Origin of the sequence: Microbulbifer variabilis (genome assembly GCF_023716485.1) — a bacterium.
Classification (GTDB): domain Bacteria; phylum Pseudomonadota; class Gammaproteobacteria; order Pseudomonadales; family Cellvibrionaceae; genus Microbulbifer; species Microbulbifer variabilis_B.
The window spans coordinates 1,076,623-1,101,513 of the sequence record NZ_CP092418.1 but is presented as its reverse complement, the minus strand read 5'-3'; the positions used below and the strand labels follow the sequence as shown (position 1 = coordinate 1,101,513).

Here is a 24,891-nt window from a genome sequence, read left to right as displayed (position 1 = left end):
TCATCTATCCATCAAGCGGGATCGCAGTGATTAATCACTATCGATCAAGCACCAGGGCGGGGGCAAAGTAAAAAAATAGTGGTGTGCCCACTGTGATGGCAGAGCAGTCCCCAAGATAACCTGTCTGCAATGCCTCTTCCGATACTGGACCCGGACGCTGATCCTGCCTCCCGACTCATATAGTGCCGCAAAGCACCGTGAGTTTCAGCTGTGTACCCCTAATTAATTCCAATTGACCCGGCGATATCTCTCGCTGATAACAAAATAAAATCGGGGCAGTGCGGAACCCACACAAAAGTCAGAAAATTTCGTTAATACTGGTAATAAAACCACCACTAGAGCTCCTTACCGGAGCTATCCCTCGCATCAAGCTGTTTGCCATCAGGCCCCCCGTCGCGGGTAGGGATCAGGGCGCGAACGGAATTTGAAGAGGTGTTGGCCGCATCCGGGTCGGTCAGGGTCTCAAGAAAACGCACGACCAGGTCGATCTCGGCATCGCTGAGATTATTACCGGCATCACCACCGGTGGTCGCAAGGATTGCCTGGGAGAGCGCAAGGCCATTGGGCGCCACCTTACTGGCACAATCTGTTAACCCAGAAAATTGTGACAAGTCGCACATTTCGCTATTGGTGTAATACTGGTTAACCGATGCCGCACGGTCGCGATAGTGTTCGACATTTCTGCGTAGCGTCGCAAATTGACCACTGTGCCCCCAAGGGCCAGTGAGCGCGACATTCAGTAGTGTTGGGGGACGGAAGGCACCAGCACCGTTCGCCCCCAGATCCGCGCCACTGCCATTCTCATCGGTACCTATACCAATTTGTGGATAATTCGCAGGCCGTGGCCCTTCAGTAGTAAAAAATGCACCCGCATGGCAATTAGTACAGCCGGAATTCCCTGACATAAAAGTAATGGCACCGCGCTTCTCATCATTATCGAGCGCATCCAAGTCGCCATCTACATAGTCGAAGAAAGGGTTGTCGATAAAGAGCTGCACCGCTTCAAAAGCGGCTATAGCCTGCGCAATACGGCTGAAAGTAATCTGGTCGTCACCAAAAGCTGCGTTAAATAACCCACTCCAGGATTCCCGTCCCAGATTGGCCGCCACTAAATCTTCGCGGTAATCGGTGGTGCCGCTATCACTACTCGCGTCGTAACCAAATTGAGTAACGTCACCCATTTCCGCAGGATTGGTTACGGGAAAATGCGCCTGCGCCATCATCAGGGCCAGGGTGCCAGTACCCACCGCCGCTTCGGTATTGAGGCTGACGTCCCGTGAGTCGGTGCGGATACCGCGATCGGTAAGTGCCACCCGGTTATCCCAAAAGAGCCCACTACCCCACAATGCCACATTACATATCGGCTGGGCGTTTCTGGGTACTATTGGTACCTCATTGATACCGTCAGAGCGGCCTGGGCCAACCAATGCAGGATCTAATGGATTCACACCCACGGGCATAGAGAGATTGTCACCGCCACAACCGATAGCAGCGTGGTGACAGGAGGCACAGGCTACATCGCCATTGGCACTGAGGGATTGACTGTAAAATAGGCGCATACCCAGCTCGACCATGGCAGGGTCTTGTTCACTTCGCACCCTGGCAGCAAAAGCGCGCATATCTTCCAGATGCCCAGCCATGTTGTTCGATTCCAGCATGGCCGCCAGGCAGATATCCAGATCTTCATCTAATAAATTCAATGCACTGCGAACATTTTTACATTCACTAATGTTCACAAGGCGCTCGAGGACCGGTACCGCAACCGCACCATTGTTAAGGCCGCTATTCGTATTATTGATTAGTGTTTTCGCATTGACCCAGGCCGTTTCACTCTCGCTGTTCACATCGCCACTGGCCACTGAGTAGCTGTACTCGGTATTTATCGAAAGGCCATGGTCAACATAAAAATGATTATCTGTCTCGGCAATTTTTTCTCCGCCACGATAGATAGCATAGGTTGCCCCATCGCGCTGCCAGGAAAGGCCGATACTCGTTCCTGAAAAAGCATTAGCGATCAAGGCCTTCGGCGCATTGCCTTGCCCGGTCTCTGTGCCATTGCCTGCATCATCGTCATTATCTGTGTCGCCGCCATTGCCCGTATCATCACCACCGGAGTTTGTATCGGTATTTCCCCCAGCGTCGGTGTCAGCTTCCACCGTTTCCGAGCCAGAGCTGTCATCGCCACCGGATGAACCAGAGCTGCAGCCCACTGCCAACAAAACAAGCGGCAGTAGCACTAATCGCAACAGTGCTGCGCATGATATCGGCAAATTATTGCTCTGGGTTTTCATAAATACAGCTCGACTCCGCCACTGAAAAATCGTTTTGAACAGCACTGGACAGACAATGGAGCTACTAGTGCCCCGCACGGCACCAAAAGCTAATATTTTGGAACTATCCAACATTTTTAAAAGTAGTTTTTTGGGGAGCAGAAAGAGTTGCCTGCCCTCACAATACTTTTCATGAAACCGAACTTTTTTGCCAATTTCATGGGATACCGAGGTAGTGACCCTAAAGCTTTTACTTAGATAATTCTGTTGAGAGAGTCGCAAAGCACTGATGCTGGCACAGTGATATTGGATACTGTGAATTGTCTCTGGGTTTAAAGAAATAGAGAAAAAGGTATTGAGAAGGCTACAAGCTAAGTTTACCCATACTGCGACCCAGCCTAAAAAATTAATTGCACAAATCGCAAAGATAAGTATGAGGGTATAAAAACTATACCCTCTATACTTTTGACTTTTTTCTAGCTATTCACTTGGCTATAAAACAAGGTAAACAGGGAATTACAAACTCTCCCCATTCCGGTTTCTAGCATCCAGCTGTTTGCCATCCGGACCACCGTCTCTGGGAGGAATCAAAAATTGAATCTCATTAGAGCTACTATTGGCGGCGGCTGGGTCAGTGAGAGTGCCCAGAAAAATGACAACAAGGTCGATCTCATCATCAGTCAGGCGGTTGACACCACCACCATCATTCCCTGCAAGAATATCCTGAGACAGAACCAAACCATTAGGCGCTACTTTACTGGGGCAATCCTGTAAATCTTTAAACTGTTCAAGATCACACATTTCATTATTGGCAAAGTAACTGGCAATTGAGACACCCTGATCCCTGTAATGCTCGACATTTCTACGCAAGCTGCCAAACTGCCCGCTATGTCCCCAGGGGCCGGTAATCGCCACATTTAACAGAGTTGGGGCTCGGAATGCCCCAAAACCCAAAGACCCTTCTCCACCCAAATCGGCTCCACTGCCACTCTCGTCAGTACCAATTCCAATCTGCGGATAGTTAGCAGCCATCAGCGCCTCGGAAGTAAAGAAGGCCCCCTTATGGCAGAAGGTACAGCCAGAATCTCTCGACATGAACGTGATAGCACCACGCTTCTCTTCGGCGTTAAGCGCTTGTAAATTGCCCTCGACATAGGCAAAAAATGAATTATCTATAAATATCTGCACCGCCTCATAAGCTGCAATAGCCTGGGCAATACGGCTAAAGTTAATCTCAGGATCACCAAAAGCGGATGTAAATAGCGGCCCCCAAGCTTCGATATCCAGATTCGCCGCCAATATATCTTCGCGGTATGCAGTAAAGTTTTCGTCGACAGAATCATCGTAGCCAAAGTCGACGATATCCCCCATCTCAGGTGGTGCTGTAACAGGGAAGTGTGCCTGAGCCATCAGTAGAGCCAGGGAACCAGAACCTACCACGGAGGAAGTATTTCGGGTAACGTCCGTTGAATCTGTGCGCAACACACCATTAGGACTCAATGAAACCCGGTTGTCCCAAAACAGGCCACGAGACCAGAGCGAAGTGTTGCAGGTCGCTGGTGAATTCCTCGGCACTATCGGCACTTCATTAATACCGTCAGAGCGCCCCGGCCCTAGCAACGTACTATCTACCGCATTAATGCCAACCGGCATTGATAGACCATCCCCACCACAGCCAATCGCCGGGTGGTGACAAGAGGAGCAGGAAGCATCTTGATTGGCACTCAAGGATTTATTGTGGAACAGGCGCATACCCAGCTCAACCATGGCTGGTTCCTGCTCGCTGCGAACACGCGCGGCAAAAGCACGTATATCCTCAACAAGAGAGGCCATGCGATTGAGCTCAAGCATTGCTGCCAGGCAGTTATCAAGATCTTCCTCGAGTAAATCCAGGGCGCTGGAGACATTTTTACACTCGGCAAAAGTGGAAATACGCTCGTTTACGACATCGTCTTCTGTGCCGTTATTTAGCCCAGTATTCGTGTCATTTACCAATGTCTTAACAACAATCTGATCGGCCTCAGAGGCGCTGGCAGTATCGACCATATTTAGCAAGTAGCTGTACTCAGTCGCTACCGTGAGGTTTTTATCGACAAAAAAGTTATTACTGGTTTGCGCGACTCTTTCACCATTGCGATAAACAAAATAGGTCTCACCATCCCGCTCCCAAGCAAGGCCGATGCTGGTCCCGGAAAAGGCATGTCCAATCAATTTACCGGGCCCACTACCCTGCTCAGATTGCGGGTCGGGGTCTGAGTCTGAGTCTGAGTCTGAATCACCCTCTACAGTATTCGGTGTCGAAGTATCATCATCACCTCCAGATGATCCTGAACTGCAAGCTGCCAAGGATATACAGAGTATTAAATATAAATATCGCAATAGGACATTGGCAGACACCTTAAAATCCACTTTTTCAGTACGCATAAAATTTAACAGTCCTTTCCATCCACTTTCGTAAAGTTTTGGACTGTTAACGCAGTATCCTGGGATTTGGTTGACACCAATAAAAGGGAGATCAGAAAAAAATGGAGAGGCTTTAAAGAAATTACGACCCTAAGGCCTACAGAAATGATAGGGCAAGCCCGGATCTCTGCTAGCAAGTGACTATGCAAATCATCCAGGCAGGGTTCGGTAATCAGCCGACTATACGAACGGGGCGCTCTGCATTGCGGTAGCGCTCGGAGCGGCGGGTGCGGTCGTTAACACTGCCGGCCAGCTGGCCACAGGCTGCATCGATATCGTCGCCACGGGTAGTGCGAACGGTAACCGTATAACCCTTATCAAGCAATATCTGCTGGAAGCGACGCAGAGCATTGTTGCTCACACGCTGGTAGTCGGACAGCTCAAACGGGTTAAAGGGAATCAGGTTAATTTTCACCGGAATCTCTTTCAGCAGCTCTGCCAATTGCTCAGCGTGCTCCGGGCGATCATTAACTTCGCGCATCAGCGTGTATTCAATGGTCATTTTACGGTGCGTATCCGGCATACGCTCGATATAGCGCTTAGCGGAATCCAACAACACCGCAATGGGGTATTTCTTATTGATCGGCACCAACTCGTTACGTAATTCGTCGTTGGGCGCGTGCAGGGAAATCGCCAGGCTCACATCGGTCACATCGGCTAGGCGGTCCAATGCGGGCACCACACCGGAAGTTGACAGGGTGACGCGGCGCTTGGAAATACCGTAGGCATTGTCTTCCATCATCAGATTCATGGAATCGACCACATTGTCGAAATTGAGCAATGGCTCACCCATGCCCATCATCACCACGTTGGTGACTTTGCGCGGTCCTTTTGGGTCCAGCTGGCCGAAAGACTTACAGGCGATCCACACCTGCCCGATAATTTCTGCCGCGGTTAAATCGCGGTTAAAGCCCTGCTTGCCAGTTGCACAGAAACTGCAATCCAGGGAACAGCCCACCTGGGAGGAGACACACAGGGTGCCGCGATCGCCATCGGGGATATAAACCGTCTCGATAGCATTGCCACCGGAGACTTTAATTAGCCACTTGCGTGTGCCGTCGGCAGAATCCCACTGATTCAATACTTCCGGGGCACGGACTTCGGCCACTTCCGCCAGCTTTTGACGCAGGGCCTTGCTGACATTGGTCATCTCAGCAAAATCATCAACCCCATTCTGGTGAATCCACTTTAAAACCTGAACTGCGCGGAAGCGCTTCTCGCCCAATGATTCAAAAAAGGCGGCCAGCTTTTCTACTGAAAGGCCGAGCAGGTTGGTTTTCTCTGTGGTCATTCATTTCACCTCGGGGGAAGAATTGCACCGGTCCGGACAGACCGGTGCGATTTGTGGCGCTAATTAAGCGCGCGCGCAGATTTCGTCGTCGGCGAAGAAGTAGCTTACTTCGCGGGCGGCGGACTCTGCGGAGTCGGAACCGTGTACAGCGTTGGCGTCGATGCTGTCAGCAAAGTCAGCGCGGATGGTGCCAGCAGCCGCTTCTTTCGGGTTGGTAGCGCCCATCAGGTCGCGGTTTGCCAGGATAGCGTTCTCACCTTCCAGAACCTGTACAACAACCGGACCGGAAGTCATGAAGTCAACCAGGTCTTTGAAGAAAGGACGCTCTTTATGCTCAGCGTAGAAACCTTCAGCTTTTTCGCGGGACAGTTGAACCATCTTCATGGCAACGATGCTCAGGCCAGCTTTCTCAAAACGGCTCTCGATTTCACCGATTACATTCTTGGCTACTGCGTCCGGCTTGATGATGGAAAGGGTACGCTCCAGGGCCATGGTTATCTCCAAATTGATTTTTGTAACTTAACTTACATATAGAAAGAGCAACCTACACAGTTGCTCTTCCCTAGTATTCCTTTCATACCCACCGGGGGTACTCAATTTTTGATCACCGCATTTCGCGGCCGGCGGATTATACGGGGTATTGATCGACTTTTATACTCCAATACCAATACCCCCTTAAACCCATTCTGACTACTCGCGTTCCTCAATCCAGGCGGCCTGAATAGCCTCCAGAATCTTTTCGCCACAACGGCTCGGCTCGTCATCAAACTCAGGTAACGCCATCACCCAGTTGCGCAAGTCAACAAAATTGACGGTAAGCGGGTCCACATCTTCATGGGCTTCGCAGAGCTCAATAGCGATATCGTGAGTATCGGTCCACTTCATTGTTTTGGCTTCCTCACTACCCGCGGCACTCAGTGCTTTTCCGACACCTGGTTGATGGTGTATTTGGGAATTTCCACCACCAGATCTTCGTCTTCAACGATCGCCTGACAAGACAGGCGCGACTCCGGCTCCAGGCCCCAAGCCTTGTCCAGCAGGTCTTCTTCCAGCTCATCGGGCTCCTCCAGGGAGTAGAAGCCTTCGCGCACAATCACATGGCAGGTAGTACAGGCACAGGCCTTCTCGCAGGCGTGCTCGATCTCGATATCGTTGGCCAGTGCCGCATCGATTACACTGACACCGCTCTCCGCTTCCACCACTTTACCTTCAGGGCACATTTCCGGGTGGGGTAAAAATACTATCTTCGGCATGGGTACTGACTCTCTATGGTCTCAATCCGACGGGGGCAAGCCCCGGCCGCAAGTTGTGCGGGCTAGGCGCCCACCGCTTATTTATCAAATTCATCCAGGCTGTGGCCGCGCATGGCGCGCTTGATAGAAGCATCCATACGTTTGGCCGCAAAGGGCTCTGACAGCTGGTTAAGGGTCTCCATACGCTGACGAATCTCATCGGCATCTCCCCCGTTATGGGCCAGGCGCAAAGCTTCCATTGCATGCTCCAGCTCACTCAGCTCATGCTCTTCCAGCAGCTCGGCGCCGTTTTCACGCAGGGCCATCAGCAAACTCTCTAAAGTCCGCTCCGCCTCAACCTGCGCCTCGCGCAAAGCACGCAGGGCAATATCCTCGGCGGCGTGGGTATAGGATTCCTGCAGCATGCGCGCTATGTCCTTATCCTCCAGGCCGTAGGAAGGCTTCACTACGATATCTGCACTAACACCACTGCTCTTCTCCATGGCAGTCACCGACAGCAAGCCATCCGCATCCACCTGGAAGGTCACGCGAATATGAGCGGCACCCGCCACCATTGGAGGAATTCCGCGCAATTCGAAACGTGCCAGCGAGCGGCAGTCGCTAACCAGCTCTCGCTCACCCTGCACCACATGAATCGCCATGGCAGTCTGGCCATCTTTGAAAGTGGTGAATTCCTGAGCTTTAGACACCGGAATGGTGGTATTGCGCGCAATCAACTTCTCGGTGAGCCCACCCATGGTCTCAATACCCAGAGACAACGGGATTACATCCAGCAGCAGCAGGTCGTCGTCGGATTTATTGCCCACCAACACATCGGCCTGCAGGGCGGCACCAATGGCTACCACTTGATCCGGATCGATTTCAGCATGGGGCGCACGGCCAAAATAGTCTTCGACCCGCTCACGTACCCGCAAAGTCCGAGTGGAACCGCCCACCAGGACCACTTCCTGCACTTCATCCACACCGATACCGGCATCGCGCAGGGCGCGTTTACAGGCACGCAGAGTCTTGTCGATCATGGGGTCCAGCAATGAAGCCATGGTCGCCCGGTCGAGCACGCCCCGCCAGTCCCCATGGTGTATTTCTACCTGCTCGGCACCACTCAGGGACTCCTTAGCAGCGCAGGCACTATCCAGTAACAACCGCTGAGTCGACGCATCCAGATCGGTGCCCAAACCCGCCTGCTCGGCAATCCAGGCCGCGATAATGCGGTCGAAGTCATCGCCACCCAAGGCGGTATCACCGCCGGTGGCCATTACCTCAAAAACACCGCGGGACAGTCGCAGGATTGAAATATCAAAGGTGCCACCGCCCAGGTCATAGACAGCGATCACGCCCTCTTCCCCCCGATCGAGGCCATAGGCTACCGCCGCGGCAGTCGGCTCATTGAGCAGGCGCAGCACCTTCAAGCCGGCCAACTTGGCCGCGTCCTTGGTCGCCTGGCGCTGGGCATCATCAAAATAGGCCGGCACGGTAATCACTGCGCCGTCGAGCTCGCCATCCACTTTGCCGTAGAGTGCATCGCGGCCACGCTGGGCCAGCTTCTTGAGGATTTCCGCAGACACCTGCACCGGGTTGACCGGGCCGGCGGCAGTTTCAATAGTGGGCATGCCGCCATCGGTATCGGAAAAATGATAGGGCAGCTGCTCGCCCAGGCTTTTTACATCGACGACCCCACGGCCCATCAAGCGCTTGATCGACAGCATGGTGTTGTAGGGATCAGCAGCAGCACGCAGACGCGCCTCGCTACCAACGGTAATACCGTCGCAGCTGTAGTGCACCGCCGAGGGCAGGATGACACTGCCATCCTCTGCCGCAATGGCCTCTGCCGAGCCGCTGCGCACCGTGGCCACCAGTGAGTTGGTGGTGCCCAAGTCGATGCCCACCGCGTATTTGCGCTGATGGGGGTCGGGACTCTGTCCCGGCTCGGAAATCTGCAGTAAAGCCATTACTTATCTCTTCTATCAGCGGGATTTATCGCGTTGGCACCGCCTGTGCCTGATCCCGGTTTATTTTCTGGTAGCACTTGTTTAATCGCCGAACAGATCAGCTTCCAGCTCTTCCACTTGCGACTGCAGCTTGACCAGGAATTGCTGCTTGCGCAGGGCGTCTTCTGCTTCGCTGAACTTGCCCGAGGCATAGGTCTCAGCAAATTGCCGCTGCGTACCGCGGTAGAGTTCATCCACCTCTTCGGCGAGTTCCTCCAGGGCAACAGTGGGATTTGCTTGCTCGCGCACTTCCTCCAGGCGCTCGCGCAGCAACATCTGCTGCATCAGGAACTCTGTATCGGCGGTAGTCTGCTCAGGTGGCACTTCCACCCCAGCCAATTTGAGCAGGTAAGCAGCGCGTTGCACCGGATCACGAAGTACCGTGTGGGCTTCATTGATCTGCGCAGCCATTTGAATAGCGAGCAACTGTTCGCGCTCGGATTTGGAAGCGTATTTATCCGGGTGGAATTCCCGCTGCAATTCCCGGTAGCGTGCGGACAGAGCACTGCGATCGAGTTCAAAGGCGGGGTCAAGCCCGAATATTTCAAAATGGGTCAGGTTGGTTGCCATCTCAGTTCACCTGCCGGCACTGGGCCTTAAAAACTGGGCGGCGGCGCCGCACCCGGCAACTGCCGGGCCAATAAAAAGGCCGGCATGCGCAGTGCATCCGGCCTCGCTGAAGCGGGCCACACTCAGACGTGGAAACTCTCGCCGCAGCCACACTCGTTTTTGACGTTGGGATTGGTGAAGGTGAAGCCTTCGTTGAGCCCTTCCTTAACGAAGTCGAGCTGGGTACCATCCAGGTAAACCAAACTCTTGGGGTCTACGATCAGCTTTACTCCATCCTGCTCGAATACCACGTCTTCGGCCTCTGCCGAATCGACAAACTCCAGTACATAGGCAAGGCCTGAACACCCGGCGGTCTTAACACCCACACGAATGCCGATTCCCTTACCGCGCTTGGCCAGCTGACTCTTGATATGAGCCTCAGCGGCCTCGGTCATAGTAATAGCCAAAACAATACCTTCACTGCTATTGGGCCCTGGGCCCGGTGGTTAACCTGCGGCGGATTCCGGCGCGTCAGCGGCTTCGGCAGACTCACCGCGCTTTTCACGGATGTTGCGTACAGCGGCCTTGATTGCATCTTCGGCCAGCACGGAACAGTGAATTTTCACCGGTGGCAGCGCCAGCTCCTCGGCGATAGCGGTATTTTTGATCTGCTCCGCCTCATCGATCGTCTTACCTTTCACCCACTCAGTGAGCAGGGAGCTAGAGGCGATAGCGGAACCGCAACCGTAGGTTTTGAACTTGGCGTCTTCAATCACACCCGCGTCGTTCACCTGGATCTGCAAGCGCATCACATCACCACAGGCAGGCGCACCCACCATACCGGTGCCTACATTGTCCGCCTTGTCGTCCATGCGCCCGACATTGCGGGGGTGTTCGTAGTGGTCAATTACTTTATCGCTATAGGCCATGACTTTTCTCCTAACTCTTGTGCGCGCTTAGTGAGCGGCCCATTCAATCTTGTTCAGGTCCACACCGTCTTTGTACATATCCCAAAGCGGCGACAATTCACGCAGTTTCTCCACTGCCTTGCGCACGGCGGCCGCGGCGGTGTCCACGTCCTGCTCGCTGGTGAAGCGGCCGAAGCTGAAACGCAGGGAGCTGTGCGCCAGCTCATCGTTTACACCCAGGGCGCGCAACACGTAGCTGGGCTCGAGACTGGCGGAGGTACAGGCGGAACCGGAGGAAATTGCCAGGTCGCGCAGGGACATAATCAGGCTCTCGCCCTCTACAAAGGCAAAGCTCACGTTCAAGTTGCCCGGTACACGCTGTTCCGCGGAACCATTGATATGGACTTCTTCCATATCTTTGATCTGATCCCAGAAGCGGTTGCGCAGGGAAACCAGACGCTCGCCCTCTTGCACCATTTCCTCTTTGGCGATGCGGAAGGCTTCACCCATACCGACAATCTGGTGAGTCGGCAGAGTGCCGGAACGCATACCGCGCTCGTGGCCGCCACCGTGTATCTGCGCTTCCAGACGGACGCGGGGTTTGCGGCGTACATACAGTGCGCCGATACCTTTGGGGCCGTAAATTTTGTGGGCGGAGAAGGACATCAGATCGACCTTCATCTCCTGCAGGTCGATAGGCAGTTTGCCTGCGCTTTGCGCCGCGTCCACATGGAAAATAATTTTGCGCGAGCGACACAGCTCACCGATCGCGGCGATATCGTTAATTACACCGATTTCGTTGTTCACGTGCATCAGGCTCACCAGAATGGTGTCCTCACGCAGCGCTTCCTCAACCTGTTGCGGGGTAACAATGCCGTCTTCACGGGGATTCAGATAGGTTACTTCGAAGCCTTCACGCTCCAGCTGGCGACAGGTGTCTAGTACTGCCTTGTGCTCAATTTTGGAGGTGATGATGTGCTTGCCGCGGCCCTGATAGAAGTGCGCCGCACCTTTGATCGCCAGGTTATCGGACTCGGTGGCACCACTGGTCCAGACGATCTCGCGGGGGTCAGCATTAATCAGCTCAGCCACCTGACGACGGGCATTTTCCACCGCCTCTTCGGCTTTCCAGCCGTACAGGTGAGACCTTGAAGCCGGGTTACCGAAGTTGCCTTCCATCGTCAGCTGCTCTGCCATCTTTGCAGCGACACGCGGGTCAACCGGACAGGTAGCTGAATAATCCAGGTAGATGGGAAGCTTCATAGTCATACCGTTTCCGCTCAATAATTCTCAAATATTCCGCTTTGACCACATTAGTGGCCGATATTTACAAGCCGCCGAGTACGGCGACCCGCTCTTCCGGCGCTTCGCGCATATCCTGGCGGCGTGCCACTTCCTGTACCTCGGCGCGAGACACCAAGTTGGCCAGGCTGATTCCGCTCAGGAAACCGTGAATCTGATCACTCAGGTCTGACCAGAGGTAATGGGTCAGACACTGTTCGCCATTGGCGCAATCGGCGTTGCCGCCACAGCTGGTGGCATCCACCGATTCATTGACTGCATCAATGATCTGAGCCACAAAAATCTCTTCGCCATCGCGGGCTAGACGATAACCACCGCCGGGGCCGCGCACACTGGACACCAGTCCGGATTGCCGTAGGCGGGAAAATAACTGTTCCAGATAGGACAGGGAGATGCCCTGCCGTTTGGAAATATCTGCCAAGCTGATCGGCCCACGCTCTGCATGCAACGCCAGATCCAGCATGGCGGTTACCGCATAACGGCCTTTGGTTGTTAAACGCATACCAGCTCCCAACTGATGAACAGCCCTTTTCCGATCGGGGCGCGAGTATGAAATAACCCAGCACCTTAGTCAAGTATATAACCAAGCAAAGTACTCGGGTACTCAACTAGTCTGGGCGCCCCTTGCCACCAGAGCGGTGAATATAGTTCTGGATGGAGGTGAGCATGCCGCGCAGGATACCCAGCTCCATATCATCCGGGCGCACACGGCTGTACAGCCTGCGCAGTCGGGTCATAGTCTGGCGAGGGTTATCCGGATCGATAAAGCCCAGTTCACCTAAAGCTTGCTGGAGGTGCTCAAAATAGAGCTCCATATCGCTGGCTTTGGACGGTGGGCGATCCCAGTCTGCATAACTCACAGGCCCGCCTTTCTCTGCTTCCAGCGCCGCCATACGCACCTCATAAGAAAGCACCTGTACGGCGGTCGCCAGGTTTAGAGAGCTGTACTCGGGGTTGGCCGGAATATGCACATGGTAATTGCACGCCTGAAGCTCTTCATTGGTCAGGCCGCGGTCTTCACGACCAAACACCAGCGCCACCGGGTGGCTGGAGGCCTCGGCCACTGCGCGCTCACCGCACTGGCGCGGTGTCAGCAGAGGCCAGGGAATACGTCGCTCGCGGGCACTGGTGGCCACCACCAGGCCGCAATCTGCCACCGCCTCTTCCAGGGTGTCCACTACTACTGCACTGTCGAGCAGCTCCGCCGCACCGGCGGCGCGCCACACGGCATTGGCCGCAGGGAATTCCCGCGGTGCAACCAGATAGAGCTGGCTCAGGCCCATATTCTTCAGGGCGCGCGCCGCGCCGCCAATATTTCCTGGGTGGGCACTGTTAACCAGAACCACACGCACATTGTCGAGCGCACTGAGCGGAGTCGTGTCTAATGGGGACTTGGCCATACTGAAAGTAATAATTCGGTGTCATGGGGGCGCGCGAGTGTAGCAAAAAGGAGCGGGAATCCATACAATCGCGTCCGCTGCGGTTAACCCGCGGTCTGCTTTTTAACCACTTCAACCACTTAGTGCGGAATAGTTATGGAACCCATGCTAAATATTGCCCTGCGCGCGGCGCGCAAGGCCGGAGAATTGATCGAACGGGCCTGGGAGCGCGGCGACCTGATGAAATTCGAGGAAAAGGCGCGCAACGATTTCGTCACCGAAGTGGACAAGGCCAGCGAACAGGAGATTATTTATCACCTGCGCAAAGCCTACCCCAAGCACAGCATCCGCGCTGAAGAGAGCGGCCTGATCGAAGGCGCCGAGCCCGACTACGAGTGGATTATCGACCCTCTCGATGGCACCACCAACTTTATCCACGGCGTACCCCAGTTTGCGGTATCTATCGCCTGCCGCTACCGCGGCCGCATTGAGCACGCGGTGGTACTCGACCCGATTAAGCGCGAAGAATTCACCGCGAGCCGCGGTCGCGGCGCGGCCCTTAACGGCCGTCGCATCCGCGTTTCCCCCCGCCAGGGCCTGCGCGGCGCTCTAATTGGCACCGGCCTACCCTTCAATGGCCCCGCTCTGGAAAACATCGACCCCTACCTGGGCGCTTTGAAAGAGATCGCCGGGCAGACCGCCGGCATCCGCCGCCCCGGCGCCGCCGCACTGGACCTGGCCTATGTAGCGGCCGGACGCTTCGACGGTTTCTGGGAGATGTATCTGAATACCTGGGATATCGCTGCAGGCTCGCTACTGGTCAAAGAGGCCGGCGGTTTGATCAGCGACTTCCGCGGTGGAGAGGACTACCTGGAATCCGGCAATCTGGTCTGTGCCACCCCCAAAGTCTTCAAGCCGCTGGTGCAGATCGTCGGTAAGCACCTGGGCTCCGTGCGCTAAGCTTCATTCGCTCACTGGCCCGGCGACTGCCGGGCCAGCTGTTACGGTGCCGCTAAACTGACCGACCGGCCCGCCCAAGGGTTTCCGCCAGCACACGCGACAACTGCATAAAGTCAAACTCTGCCGGCAGTGCCGGATAGTTCTCCCCACTGGATTTTTCACCAACCAGTACAAAGCGCATGGCTCTGGTGGCGATATCCTCCTGCAAAATAGAGATTAGGTCCGCAGCGGACATGCCCGGCACCTCACTGTGAAACAACAGTACATCGGGGCGCTGCGTTCGCGCGATAAAAATTGCCTCCACCACATCGGTGGCAATCAGGCACTGAACCTGGGGACTCTCCTTCAGCATTTCCTTTAGCTGGTCGGCCGCAGCAGGGCGGTTATCCACAAGTAACACGCGCCCCTCCGGCAACTGCGGAGGCTCCTGTGGATGAGCAGAAAAGCTCATAAGGGCATCGGGCGCATCGATCATAGGGAATTCGATCCAGAAAACTGAGCCCTGCCCCTCCTGACTATCAAAGTCGATTCGCCCACCCATAGCCTCGGTGAGCCGCTTGGCAATTGCCAGACCCACGCCGGTCCCCTCTATATGGCCCTTTTCCTCCCCCAAACGATTAAAGGGTTCGAACACCTCGCTGCGCCGATCCGGAGAAATGCCCTTACCGGTATCGAGAATACTCAAGCGCAGCCAGCCCTCTGCCTGGGGAGTGAAATTAATAATGACCCTGCCATTATCCCGGTTGTATTTCACTGCATTGCCGGCGAGGTTTAGAACCACCTGTTTGTAACGAACTGGGTCTGCGCAGATATAGGCGGATTCCCAGCCGAGAGGCTCGTAGACCAGACTGACCCGGCGGGTCTCCGCCAGTGGTTCCAGCAGGCGCTTACATTCGGCCACTAGTTCCACCGGGCGCACCGACTCCATTGAGGGGCCGAGCCGCCGACTGTCGATACGGGCGAGCTCCAGCACATCCCCCACCAGGTGCAATAGGTGTTGACCCGCTCGGCGAATCTCCCCAAGCCGCTGGCGTTGGTCGGAGTTCAAGCTCTGATCCAGTTCCACCATTTGGCTGTATCCCAAAATGGCGTTGAGAGGGGTCCGCAGCTCGTGGCTCAGGCTGAATAAAAGATCGGCTCGATGGGCATTTTCCTCACGTTGCTGGTGCAACTCCCGTTCCAGCCGCGCCTGGCTCTCACGTCCAGCGCTAACATCCTGTAAAACCCCGAACACCCGCACCGGTTGACCACGGCTGTCCAGTTGGGCCTTGCCGCGACAGCGAACCCATACCAAGCTGCCATCGGAGCGCCACAGGCGGAATTCCACATCCAGGGGCAGCCGGTCGCGCACATGGTCCAACATGGATTGTTCCACCCTGGCTATATCCTCGGTGAGAATACGCGCTTTCCATTGCTCCGCAGCAGAGCGCCCAATACTACGAATCGGGCTCACCTCGTAGCCGAGAATCCCCCAACAGGCGTCATCGAGTACCATTTCATCGGCGCGTAAATCCCATTCCCACAAACCATCTCCCACCCCGGACAACGCCTGCAGCGGTCGCTCACTGGGTAGATTGGTCAGATAGCGCTGCGAAAGTGCCTCGCTATAATCGGCACAGGTGCCAATCGCGATCACCTCGCTGCCATCAGCACTGGTGGTAGCCCGGCCACAAAAGCGCAACCAGCGCATTTGTCCGGAGATATCGTAGGCGCGAAAAGCGATATCGAAGTAGCCACCCTCGCTGGCGATCCTTTTGCGTAACGCCAAAATACGGTGACGCTCATCAGAATGCACCGGGTGCAACTCGGCGCCAGACCACAGACCCTGAAGGGCGCGATCAGCACTATCGGCAAACAAATGCCAGATATCCCCCTGAGCGCGCTGGGCGCCACTATTTAGGTGCCACTCCCACAGGCCGCAATCCACATCCATCATCAGCCCCTGCAGGCGACCGGTTTGGTGTGTGAGCTCCAGAACATCCAGAGAGTGCAACTCCTCTGGAGTTGCCAGCAGGAAAGGGAGATGGGGCGGAACGGGGTTCTGAAATTCGGACACGCTTAACTCGATTCGTTGGCATTGCTGGCAAAAAAAAGGGGCATTTATACCTAGGCGCGAAAAGGGCGTCTATTTACCAAGCATTAGTGCCAATCAGAATTCCACACAGAGTCACAAAAATAAAATTTTTTTCGAGTGGGAGCGCTTGGAAAGAGGGATAGAAGAATAAAAAAGGCCCCGCAGAGCGGGGCCATAATCAGCGATGATGAGAGAAAACGGGAAGTTCCTCATTGGAAACGGTTTGCCATAACCCCATGCAAACTCCCCGAAGTACGGGTCATGCGTCCCGTACGTTTCTAATGTTGCAATCGGTATGCCAACTTTCTCGTAGGATTTTGCGGTGGCCGATCTCTTTTTTTCCTGGCGACCAAGCAATATGAACCAACAAGTGCCAAAAAACCTAAATATCGCACCAAAAAGAGGCGCAACCTGCCAAGGACAGCAACCACTAGAGGCCTGATGTAAAAAAATCCCTCTGAGAAATTCTGTGCGCCACTAGATTGGATGATCCACAAATATCCTTTAGGTAGAACAATGCCAAAGGCCTTTAGTGGGACAACATTGTGATGGGGCAACACCGCCACTCTCTGCTGATCGCCGCCAGTATGAACTTTGCTTTCGGCCTAATCCTCGGTCTGATTACCGGAGGTATTGTCGCCATGTTTTTGCTGGCAGGTGTTTTGCGCATGGTAATCAATCACCATGCCGCCTTCGCTTTCAACTCTTTGGGGCCACCACTGGAGCAAAAGAAAGTTCAGGGCGATATTTCGGCCCGGGACAACCCTGTTATCCATACTTTTGCATTTGGCGAGGGCTATCAAAACTCCCATCACGCCTTTCCCGCGAAAGGGTCTCAGCTGGCTGGGTATCACTTGGCAGTATGGATGACGGTAAAAAGCCCACTGCGCCTCCTCACAATAATTATCTATATTCTCTGTGTAGCGTCGTATTGGTAACTGGAAATTATCCCCAGAAATACACCGCCAAATAACATCATAGAAAAATTGCGCCACTAACTATACGGGGCTTCCCGAGGCCGTTTCACAAACAGGCTCGAATTATGAATACTGCTTCACCAACATCCACAACCAAGCGCAAATGCTTTTGGGTTCCCACAGTGCTGTTTGCCAGTACAGGTTTCCTGGCCCTGACCGCCGTGCCCATCTACGGGCTGATGGTTGGGTATCACTGGTACCAGTGGCTCGCCTTCGCACTATTAGCCGCCTTGTGCAGTCTCTCGGTAACAGCAGGCAATCACCGGCTCTGGTCTCACAGAAGCTATAAAGCCCACTGGTCTCTACGCCTGTTCTTTGCCTTGTTCAGCGCGGCTGCCCTACAAAACTCCACCCTGACCTGGAGCGCTGCGCACCGCTTGCACCACCGCCATATTGATGACAATGATCGCGACCCCTACTCAGCAATGCGCGGCTTCTGGTTTTCTCATATCGACTGGATGATGCACGAATATCCAAGCAGCCACTTGGATTATAAAAATGTCGGGGATCTGAAGCGGGACAAGATCGTGATGTGGCAACACAATCACTATATCCCCATCACCCTCAGTATGAACCTGGGTATTCCTTTAGCGCTTGGGCTTCTCACCGGCGATGTGATCGGCATGCTATTGCTCGCTGGAGTACTCCGTATCGTAGTCAATCACCACACAACTTTTTTGGTCAACTCTCTGGCGCACATGTGGGGCAAACGCCCCTACAAAAACGATATCAGTGCACGAGATAATATCTTTCTGAACTTGTTGGTTTTCGGTGAGGGATACCACAACTACCACCACGCCTTTCCTGCCGATTATCGCAATGGCGTAGGCTGGTTTGCGTACGACCCAACTAAATGGATGATCAAGCTGTTCAGTTGGATCGGTATCACCAACGACCTAAAAACCCCCTCAGCGGTACAAATACAGAAAGCCAAACTGTCAGTGCAGTTCAGCCAGGCGGAGGAGAAGCTCGGAGGCAGCGCACACCGGGAGGACTGGTTAAAACTATTGGAGAACGAGGCCATACAATTCGCCAGGGCTCTGGAAAACTGGAAAAACCTGCAGTTACAGCGCGCCCAGTGCCGCGGGGATAAGATCGCGGAGAAGTGGCGTTCGCTGGCAATTCAAAACAAGGTTAAGGAGTTAGAGTTCGGCTTGAAAATGCAGAGCCGGCGTCTGAGTAGACTGATAAAGCAGTGCCAGACGGATTCAGCCACATCCTCCTAACAGTGCTGCGAAAATGCTGGAAAGTGGCAATAGGCAACTGCCTTCGAGTGGGTTAAAGGGTTTTTTCCGCAGCGAATTCACGCATGGAATACGCCACCCGCTCGTCCACCCCTTTCTCGAGCATCTCTTCATCCAGCCCCTCGATAAAACGCAGGCGCTGGCGCAGACCCACACCGTTAGCTACCTGAATTGCGAGACCGGGACGAGCATTGGCTTCGAGTAATAGCGGACCGCGCTCGCGATCCAAAACGATATCGCAACCGAGATAGCCGAGACCGGTCATTTCATAACAGCTCGCCGCCAGACGCACCAGATCGTACCAACCCGGAACCTTCAGCTCACCGAAAGACATCTTGGTATCCGGGTGGTGCTGGATGCGTAAGCCGCGCTGTACTGCGTGGCAGCTTTTGCCTGTGGCCAGGTCGATACCCACTCCTACAGCGCCTTGGTGCAGATTAGCTTTACCATCGGAGCTATGGGTAGAACAGCGCAGCATTGCCATCACCGGAAAACCGCGAAACACAATCACGCGAATATCCGGTACTCCCTCGAAAGAGTAATCCTGAAACACCGGGTCGAAATCCACCAGAGCCTCCACCATTACCCGGTCAGGCTTGCCGCCGAGGCTGTAGAGGCCACTGTGAATATTGTTAACGTGACGCAGAATATCCAGGGCTTCAACTTCAGAGCCGGAAATCTTCTTATACTTATCCCCATCGCGCCCGGCAATGACCAGGATACCTTTGCCCCCCGAACCGCGCGCGGGCTTGATTACAAACTTCCACAAGGGATCGATCACTTCCATCACGCGCTTGCGGCTGGCCGGAGTTTCAAAGGCTGCGATCAATTCCGGTACTGGTATGCCTGCGCGCTTGGCCGCTCGCTTAGTGTTCAGTTTGTCGTCGACAATTGGGAATTTTTCCCGATCGTTGTAGCGCGCAATGTAATTGATATTGCGTGCATTCATCCCGAGTATGCCCATCTCATTCAGGGCCATCGGCGAAACCATACCACCGCGAACCTTGTTGATGATGTGCTTGAATGAAAATTGAAGCATCGCAACCCCCTACTTGATCAGAGGCCGAAAACGCATCAGCTCGCTGAGGCGATAACCGGTGTAGTTACCCACAACCAAGATAAAGGCCAGCAGCACCAGCAGCAGCTCGGGGAAATTAAAGGTCCAGTGTTCCACATAGCGGTTAGTCATCACCCACCAGGCCAAAACAGCCACCAGCAGGCTGCCGCCGGCCTGTACAATTACCTCGTAGGGGCCATCCTCCTCCCAAACGATGGACATGCGCTCAATGGTCCAGGCCAAAATAATCATCGGGAAGAAGGTCACCGTCAGTGCCTGCTCAATTCCGAGCTTATAACTGACCACACTGATCACCCCCATAATGAGCACCACCGTGACCACCACGGCGGCGATCCTCGACACAAGGAGCAAATTGAGCCGACTCAAGTAGAAACGCACCCACAATCCGAGCACCAGGATCAATACAAAAATTGATAGCCCTGTGAGCAGCTGGGTTTCAATAAAGGCTATTGCCAGGAGTACCGGCATAAAGGTACCGGAGGTGCGCAAGCCGACAAAGATGCGCAGCAGCACCACCACTAGGGCACCTACCGGCACCAGTAAAATCAATTTAAAGATGCTTTGTTGCTCGATGGGCAGGCTGTAGATGGAGAAATCCACCAGCGCCTCTTTTTCGCCCTTTGTGCTGCGCATGGAGACATCCCGTGCAGGCACGTCATTGGAAATGACCGAGAAAGTCACCTGCGAATTGCGGCCACCCTCCAGGTCCAGCAGACTCTTGCCACCGCGCTGCCAGATAAAGAAGTTTTCTGGAATTCCGGGCAAGCCGCTGCTTGGCTCGAAAACAATCCAGCGCTGACCATCGTAAACTTCGAGCAGATCCTCTGGAGCAAGGCGGCGACGGTCGTCCTCAAGGTAGAGGCCGCGGATGCGATGCGCGGGAATATCAGCGGTGGCCAGCATCAGCAGAGCGACATCCACCAGGGATTTATCGGTGTAGTGGCGGAAGACCAGGTTGCGATCCTGGTTACCATCGTCGTTCAGCTCAAACAGCAATTGAGTGGTGAAAGATTCCACGTCGGAGGAGCGCTCGCGGGCCTGCTTAACCAACGAATCAATCGCCAGGCGCACGGCTTCTTGCTCCCGTGCACCGAGGAAAGGTTTCTGTACCTGGGTGCTGAGATTCAAAGGCTGTTCGAGCGCCGCACCGGGAGTCTGGTACACATCCAAGCGATAGAACAGGGACTGGGGCCCCTCGGCGGAGCGGCGCGTCCAAACTGCCCGATACTCATCATTTTCCCGGGCTATAAAGAAGCCAAAACCGGAGGAACTGAAAGTCTCACCGAGGATTTCCATATTGCGTTGCTCACGGGGCAAAGTCAGCGCAGCTTTTACCGGGCCGCCCTCCGCATCGAAACCCACTTTGGCCTCAATGGTCCAGACAGTACGGTATTCACCCGGCAGCAGTGGAAAACCTAATTCGAAATGTTTGTAAGCGGTGAGACCCGCCCCGATCAATGCGAGCAATGCCGCAATAACATAAACTTGAACGCGCGGCGACATTCGCCCTTCCCCGTAACTCTAGGGTTCCAAAAGGAACCTAATCTTAATAAGCGGCCTATTTATTCCCGAACACCCGAGGCTGCCCTTGGATATTGCGCCGGCTCACATCGACAACCGCGGCATCTTTGAGGAAATTGCGTCCCAGCACCATCACAATATCGTTGCGGCCCTCATCCGTCAGACTGACCTCAACCATATGAGTAACCTCACCCACAGTGAGATTCATCTCCACTACCGGGCGACGCTGGCTCGGGAAACCAATACGGTTCGCACGGATATGGCGTTTGATGGGCAGTTCGATGGTAGAAGTTTCGGCCTTACCATCCACTTCCGGCAGTGCCAGCTGAATTCTGATCCAGTCCTCACCATCGCGCTCAAAGCGTGTCAGTGTCTGGGCGCGCAAGGTGGTTGTCGGCGCACCGGTATCCACCACAGACTCAACAACCAGACCGGAGGGCTCGATAGAGATTTTCTCCACTGCCCCTAGTACCAGTTTGTCCTTGGCGACGGGCACTTCGACTACTTTTTCAAGGGTTCGTTCGATGACTTTTTCAACGACCCTGACCTCTGGTTCTGCGCAGATCACCTCCACAGGCTCTGGGCACTGGAGTATTTCGCCCTGAGATTGGCCCGATTGTGCAGTAGCGGGTTCTGCCCCTTGCTGGCTCTGTGCGGGGTACATCAGCGACTGACAGCCCAGCAATAACTGGACCGCGACCAATAACCACAGAAGGGAAAATTTCTGCATCCTAACGATTACCTCTAGCCCCATTAGCATTCCAATCCGACCGCACTGTCTTCGCAGCGTTCACGGTAGCAAGCGCAGAAATTCCTCCCAACGCAAGCAAAAGGCCGATATTAGCCTATGAAAGAGCTTGGTGAACAGGGATGTTCCTAGAGTCGAGCGATGCAAGCGCCACAATGTGACACGCGCCAGATCTTGAGAATTTGACGGCCAACCGTGAATCGTTATAGCTAACAAAGTAGATGAAAGCGAGGTGGGGCGCCCAGTGGACGCCAGAGAGGAGGACTCAGCAGCGCTGCAGGCGCTCGTCGATGCCCTTGAGAATCTTGATCAGAGGCTCAGCGCCTCCCCTCTCTTTGAAGAACTCCTCCGCGATTGGCGCTATGCCACACTGTTGCGGTAGCGGCATCTGCCCCTCAATTAGCTGGCGCATACGCGGCAAAAAGATGAATTGCAACCACTGCGGCAGAGTCAGGGTATCTACACAGAAAGGTTCCCTGCTGGCTAAGGCTTCCGCTGTTGGGGCCTCCTCCTGCCACAGGGCCATGCGGCGCAACTCGGCTTCGAGCTGTAACAATTGATCGGCGACTTCAGAGTAAATAGCTTGCATAGATCCAATCCCTAAACCGCCCTGCCGGGCGGCTTGTAATCCCAGTGCCCCTGGCAGGAATTCCAAACCTGTAGACGAAAATGGGGCACACCAAAGAGTAAGAGGTTATTCGATATGGCGGTTAAAAGGCGGCAGTGAATTGAGAATCGCCTGGCCGTAGCGACGGCTCACTACACGGCGATCCAGCAGGGTGACTGTTCCACTATCCCCTTCCGCACGCAACAAACGACCGCAGGCCTGTACCAGTTTCAGGGCAGCATCCGGCACGGTGATCTGCATAAATGGATTGCCACCCTTGGCCTCAATCCATTCTGCCAAGGCCGCCTCAATTGGGTCATCGGGCACCGCGAAAGGCAACTTGGCAATCACCACATGCCTGCAGTAATCCCCAGGCAAATCCAGGCCCTCGGCAAAACTGGCAAGACCAAACAACACACTGCTGCCACCACCATCGACGATTTCACGGTGTGAGTCGAGTAAATGCTGACGGGACTGCTGCCCCTGCATCAGGATGCGGTTGCGCCAGGTACCGGGCAGTGCCTCGTAGACCGTCTCCATCTGGCGGCGAGAGGAGAAGAGTACCAGGGAACCACCAGAGTCCTTGAGCAACTCCGGCAGAGCATCAATCACCGCATCGGTGTGCTGGTCCGCATTACCTGCATCCACGGCACAAGCGGGAACCTGCAGAGTGGCTCTGGAAAAATCAAAGGGACTGGGAACCACTTGGTAGCTGGCATTTTCCGGGGTACCGGCACGCATGCGCAGGCGATCAAACTTGCCCAGTGCGGTGAGCGTCGCGGAGGTAAGCACCGCACCGTAGCAGCGCCGCCAAAGGCTGTAATCCAAAGTCTTGCCGGCCAGGATGGGCGAGCTGCACACCTCGAAATCGGTCGAACCACCCCAATCCACCAGAGTAACCCAGCGCGCCTGAGGCAGGGCGCCATCGGCATCTGCGCGGGCATAGTTGGCCCAGAGCAATAAATTGGCCTCGGCACGCCCATACCAGCTGCCTAGCTGCGGGTACCAACGCTCCAGATCCACAATGGGCACCGGCGAGTGGGCGTCCTCGAGCATACGCTGGGCCGTTTGCAATATTTTGCCGAACAGCCCCTCCAGCTCGTCAAAATCCTCGCGCAACTTTTCCGCCAGCTGCATCATGGAATCCGGCACCACTCCACCCTCGAAGCGGTGTCGGGTGGTATTACCCCGCTCATCCTCAAATTCGCACAATTCCTCAATCAGCGGCCACATTTGCTCCAAGCCCTGTTTGGCAGAGGTGAGCACCGCCGGTAGCTGCTCACCACAGCGATCCAGTTCGGCACCATCGCCGATCTCTCCCAACATCTGGCCAAGGGCCTTGTTGGCTTGGTCGAGCCAACCGGTGGAGGCGCCGACACGGCTGTGATGAGAGAAATGATTGAGGGCCTTGTCCGGCAGGTGATGGGCCTCGTCGAGCACGTAAATCGTCTCTTCTGGGGGAGGCAGTATGGCACCGCCGCCCAGGGCCAGGTCCGCCAGTAACAAATCGTGATTGGCAACAATCACTTGGGTCTTGCCCAAGCTCTCGCGCGCGCGAAAGAAACTGCAATTGGTGACATGGGGGCAGCGACGGCCGCTGCACTGACGGTGATCTGTAGTGATCCGACCCCAGTCATCGGCCTCGATAGTTTCCGGCCAGTTGTCGCGGTCACCATCCCAACGGCCAGAGGTCAGACTGTCAGTCATCTTCTGGTAGAGGGCAACACTGTCCTCTCCCACCTGGGGCAGCTCGTCTTCATAGAGTCCCAGAGAGAGGCCGGTACCGCTGGGGGAAAAACTGGAGAGTAGTTGATCTAATTTTGACAGGCACAGGTAGCGACCGCGCCCCTTAGCCAGGGTGAACTCAAAGTTGAGGCCACTGTGACGCGCCACTTCGGGCAGGTCCTTGTGGATAATCTGTTCCTGCAAAGCAACTGTGGCGGTGGAAATCACCAGGGTTTTGTCCTGGGCCTGGGCCAGGGGAATGGCGGCAAGTAAATAGGAGACCGTTTTACCGGTACCGGTACCGGCTTCCACCACACAGATATGCTCGCCATCTGTCTTACTGTTGTCGCGCTCGCCACTGGCACTTTGCACAATCGAGCCCAGCGTACGGGCAATGGCTGCCACCATCAGTTTTTGCCCATAACGGGCCTTGAGGCCACGGCTGGACAGGAATTGGCTGTAGGCAGCCTGGATGGCAGTTTTGTGTTTATCGTTGAGCACGGGGGAGAGTCTATTCGCTAGTGGGTGGCGCAGGGGGCGTTATTATCCACTAA

General features: G+C 54.8%; 22 protein-coding genes. 3 read left to right on the top strand and 19 right to left on the bottom strand.

Going from position 1 to position 24,891, the window contains the following annotated elements; translation table 11 throughout:
* Nucleotides 1-335: 335 nt before the first annotated feature.
* From MJO52_RS04825 to trmJ, 13 genes are all read right to left on the bottom strand, one after another.
* A complete protein-coding gene (locus MJO52_RS04825) occupies nt 336-2,270 on the bottom strand; it encodes a cytochrome-c peroxidase (RefSeq protein ID WP_252084814.1) in 1,935 nt (644 codons plus the stop codon).
* A gap of 516 nt (nt 2,271-2,786) precedes the next feature.
* The gene (locus tag MJO52_RS04820; protein ID WP_252084813.1) at nt 2,787-4,694 is read right to left on the bottom strand and encodes a cytochrome-c peroxidase; all 1,908 of its coding nucleotides are present in this window, start codon (nt 4,692-4,694) and stop codon (nt 2,787-2,789) included.
* A 211-nt stretch (nt 4,695-4,905) separates the two neighbouring features.
* Nucleotides 4,906-6,024, bottom strand: a complete 1,119-nt coding sequence (gene rlmN / locus MJO52_RS04815; RefSeq protein WP_252084812.1) for a 23S rRNA (adenine(2503)-C(2))-methyltransferase RlmN — start codon at nt 6,022-6,024, stop codon at nt 4,906-4,908.
* A 63-nt stretch (nt 6,025-6,087) separates the two neighbouring features.
* Nucleotides 6,088-6,516, bottom strand: coding sequence for a nucleoside-diphosphate kinase (gene ndk / locus MJO52_RS04810; protein ID WP_108731991.1), 429 nt, complete (start codon nt 6,514-6,516; stop codon nt 6,088-6,090).
* 198 nt (nt 6,517-6,714) lie between these two features.
* Nucleotides 6,715-6,909, bottom strand: coding sequence for a Fe-S cluster assembly protein IscX (gene iscX, locus MJO52_RS04805; protein WP_252084811.1), 195 nt, complete (start codon nt 6,907-6,909; stop codon nt 6,715-6,717).
* Between the two features lie 29 nt (nt 6,910-6,938).
* Nucleotides 6,939-7,277: an ISC system 2Fe-2S type ferredoxin gene (gene fdx, locus MJO52_RS04800; RefSeq protein ID WP_152451921.1), complete on the bottom strand. Its 339-nt coding sequence runs from the start codon at nt 7,275-7,277 to the stop codon at nt 6,939-6,941.
* 77 nt (nt 7,278-7,354) lie between these two features.
* Nucleotides 7,355-9,226 carry a Fe-S protein assembly chaperone HscA gene (gene hscA, locus MJO52_RS04795; protein WP_252084810.1) on the bottom strand — a complete coding sequence of 624 codons (1,872 nt, stop codon included), beginning with the start codon at nt 9,224-9,226 and terminating at the stop codon, nt 7,355-7,357.
* 81 nt (nt 9,227-9,307) lie between these two features.
* On the bottom strand, nt 9,308-9,835 hold the full coding sequence (gene hscB / locus MJO52_RS04790) for a Fe-S protein assembly co-chaperone HscB (RefSeq protein ID WP_252084809.1): 528 nt from the start codon (nt 9,833-9,835) through the stop codon (nt 9,308-9,310).
* Nucleotides 9,836-9,957: 122 nt separating this feature from the next.
* Complete coding sequence (gene iscA, locus MJO52_RS04785; protein WP_435583629.1) at nt 9,958-10,269, bottom strand: iron-sulfur cluster assembly protein IscA; 312 nt, start codon at nt 10,267-10,269, stop codon at nt 9,958-9,960.
* A gap of 51 nt (nt 10,270-10,320) precedes the next feature.
* A complete protein-coding gene (gene iscU, locus MJO52_RS04780; RefSeq protein WP_252084807.1) occupies nt 10,321-10,743 on the bottom strand; it encodes a Fe-S cluster assembly scaffold IscU in 423 nt (140 codons plus the stop codon).
* Nucleotides 10,744-10,770: 27 nt separating this feature from the next.
* Complete coding sequence (locus MJO52_RS04775; RefSeq protein ID WP_252085971.1) at nt 10,771-11,985, bottom strand: IscS subfamily cysteine desulfurase; 1,215 nt, start codon at nt 11,983-11,985, stop codon at nt 10,771-10,773.
* 64 nt (nt 11,986-12,049) lie between these two features.
* A complete protein-coding gene (gene iscR, locus MJO52_RS04770; protein WP_252084806.1) occupies nt 12,050-12,526 on the bottom strand; it encodes a Fe-S cluster assembly transcriptional regulator IscR in 477 nt (158 codons plus the stop codon).
* 106 nt (nt 12,527-12,632) lie between these two features.
* Complete coding sequence (gene trmJ / locus MJO52_RS04765; RefSeq protein WP_252084805.1) at nt 12,633-13,424, bottom strand: tRNA (cytosine(32)/uridine(32)-2'-O)-methyltransferase TrmJ; 792 nt, start codon at nt 13,422-13,424, stop codon at nt 12,633-12,635.
* A 135-nt stretch (nt 13,425-13,559) separates the two neighbouring features.
* Here trmJ and MJO52_RS04760 point away from each other — a divergent pair, with 135 nt between their 5' ends.
* Nucleotides 13,560-14,363: an inositol monophosphatase family protein gene (locus MJO52_RS04760; protein ID WP_252084804.1), complete on the top strand. Its 804-nt coding sequence runs from the start codon at nt 13,560-13,562 to the stop codon at nt 14,361-14,363.
* A 52-nt stretch (nt 14,364-14,415) separates the two neighbouring features.
* Here the strand turns inward: MJO52_RS04760 and MJO52_RS04755 are convergent, their stop codons facing one another.
* Nucleotides 14,416-16,419 carry a hybrid sensor histidine kinase/response regulator gene (locus tag MJO52_RS04755; protein WP_252084803.1) on the bottom strand — a complete coding sequence of 668 codons (2,004 nt, stop codon included), beginning with the start codon at nt 16,417-16,419 and terminating at the stop codon, nt 14,416-14,418.
* A gap of 563 nt (nt 16,420-16,982) precedes the next feature.
* Here MJO52_RS04755 and MJO52_RS04750 point away from each other — a divergent pair.
* On the top strand, nt 16,983-17,375 hold the full coding sequence (locus MJO52_RS04750) for a hypothetical protein (RefSeq protein WP_252084802.1): 393 nt from the start codon (nt 16,983-16,985) through the stop codon (nt 17,373-17,375).
* A gap of 104 nt (nt 17,376-17,479) precedes the next feature.
* Nucleotides 17,480-18,640 carry an acyl-CoA desaturase gene (locus MJO52_RS04745; RefSeq protein WP_252084801.1) on the top strand — a complete coding sequence of 387 codons (1,161 nt, stop codon included), beginning with the start codon at nt 17,480-17,482 and terminating at the stop codon, nt 18,638-18,640.
* Nucleotides 18,641-18,692: 52 nt separating this feature from the next.
* Here the strand turns inward: MJO52_RS04745 and MJO52_RS04740 are convergent, their stop codons facing one another.
* The 5 genes from MJO52_RS04740 to dinG all read right to left on the bottom strand — a co-directional run bounded on the left by MJO52_RS04740 (nt 18,693) and on the right by dinG (nt 24,838).
* Nucleotides 18,693-19,697, bottom strand: a complete 1,005-nt coding sequence (locus MJO52_RS04740; protein WP_252084800.1) for an alpha-L-glutamate ligase-like protein — start codon at nt 19,695-19,697, stop codon at nt 18,693-18,695.
* Between the two features lie 9 nt (nt 19,698-19,706).
* Nucleotides 19,707-21,239: an inactive transglutaminase family protein gene (locus MJO52_RS04735; RefSeq protein ID WP_252084799.1), complete on the bottom strand. Its 1,533-nt coding sequence runs from the start codon at nt 21,237-21,239 to the stop codon at nt 19,707-19,709.
* 55 nt (nt 21,240-21,294) lie between these two features.
* Nucleotides 21,295-21,987 carry an ATP-dependent zinc protease family protein gene (locus tag MJO52_RS04730; RefSeq protein ID WP_252084798.1) on the bottom strand — a complete coding sequence of 231 codons (693 nt, stop codon included), beginning with the start codon at nt 21,985-21,987 and terminating at the stop codon, nt 21,295-21,297.
* 283 nt (nt 21,988-22,270) lie between these two features.
* Entirely contained in the window at nt 22,271-22,594 is a 324-nt protein-coding gene (locus MJO52_RS04725; protein WP_252084797.1) for a YqcC family protein, read from the bottom strand.
* A 105-nt stretch (nt 22,595-22,699) separates the two neighbouring features.
* The gene (gene dinG, locus MJO52_RS04720) at nt 22,700-24,838 is read right to left on the bottom strand and encodes an ATP-dependent DNA helicase DinG (RefSeq protein ID WP_252084796.1); all 2,139 of its coding nucleotides are present in this window, start codon (nt 24,836-24,838) and stop codon (nt 22,700-22,702) included.
* Nucleotides 24,839-24,891 lie beyond the last annotated feature (53 nt).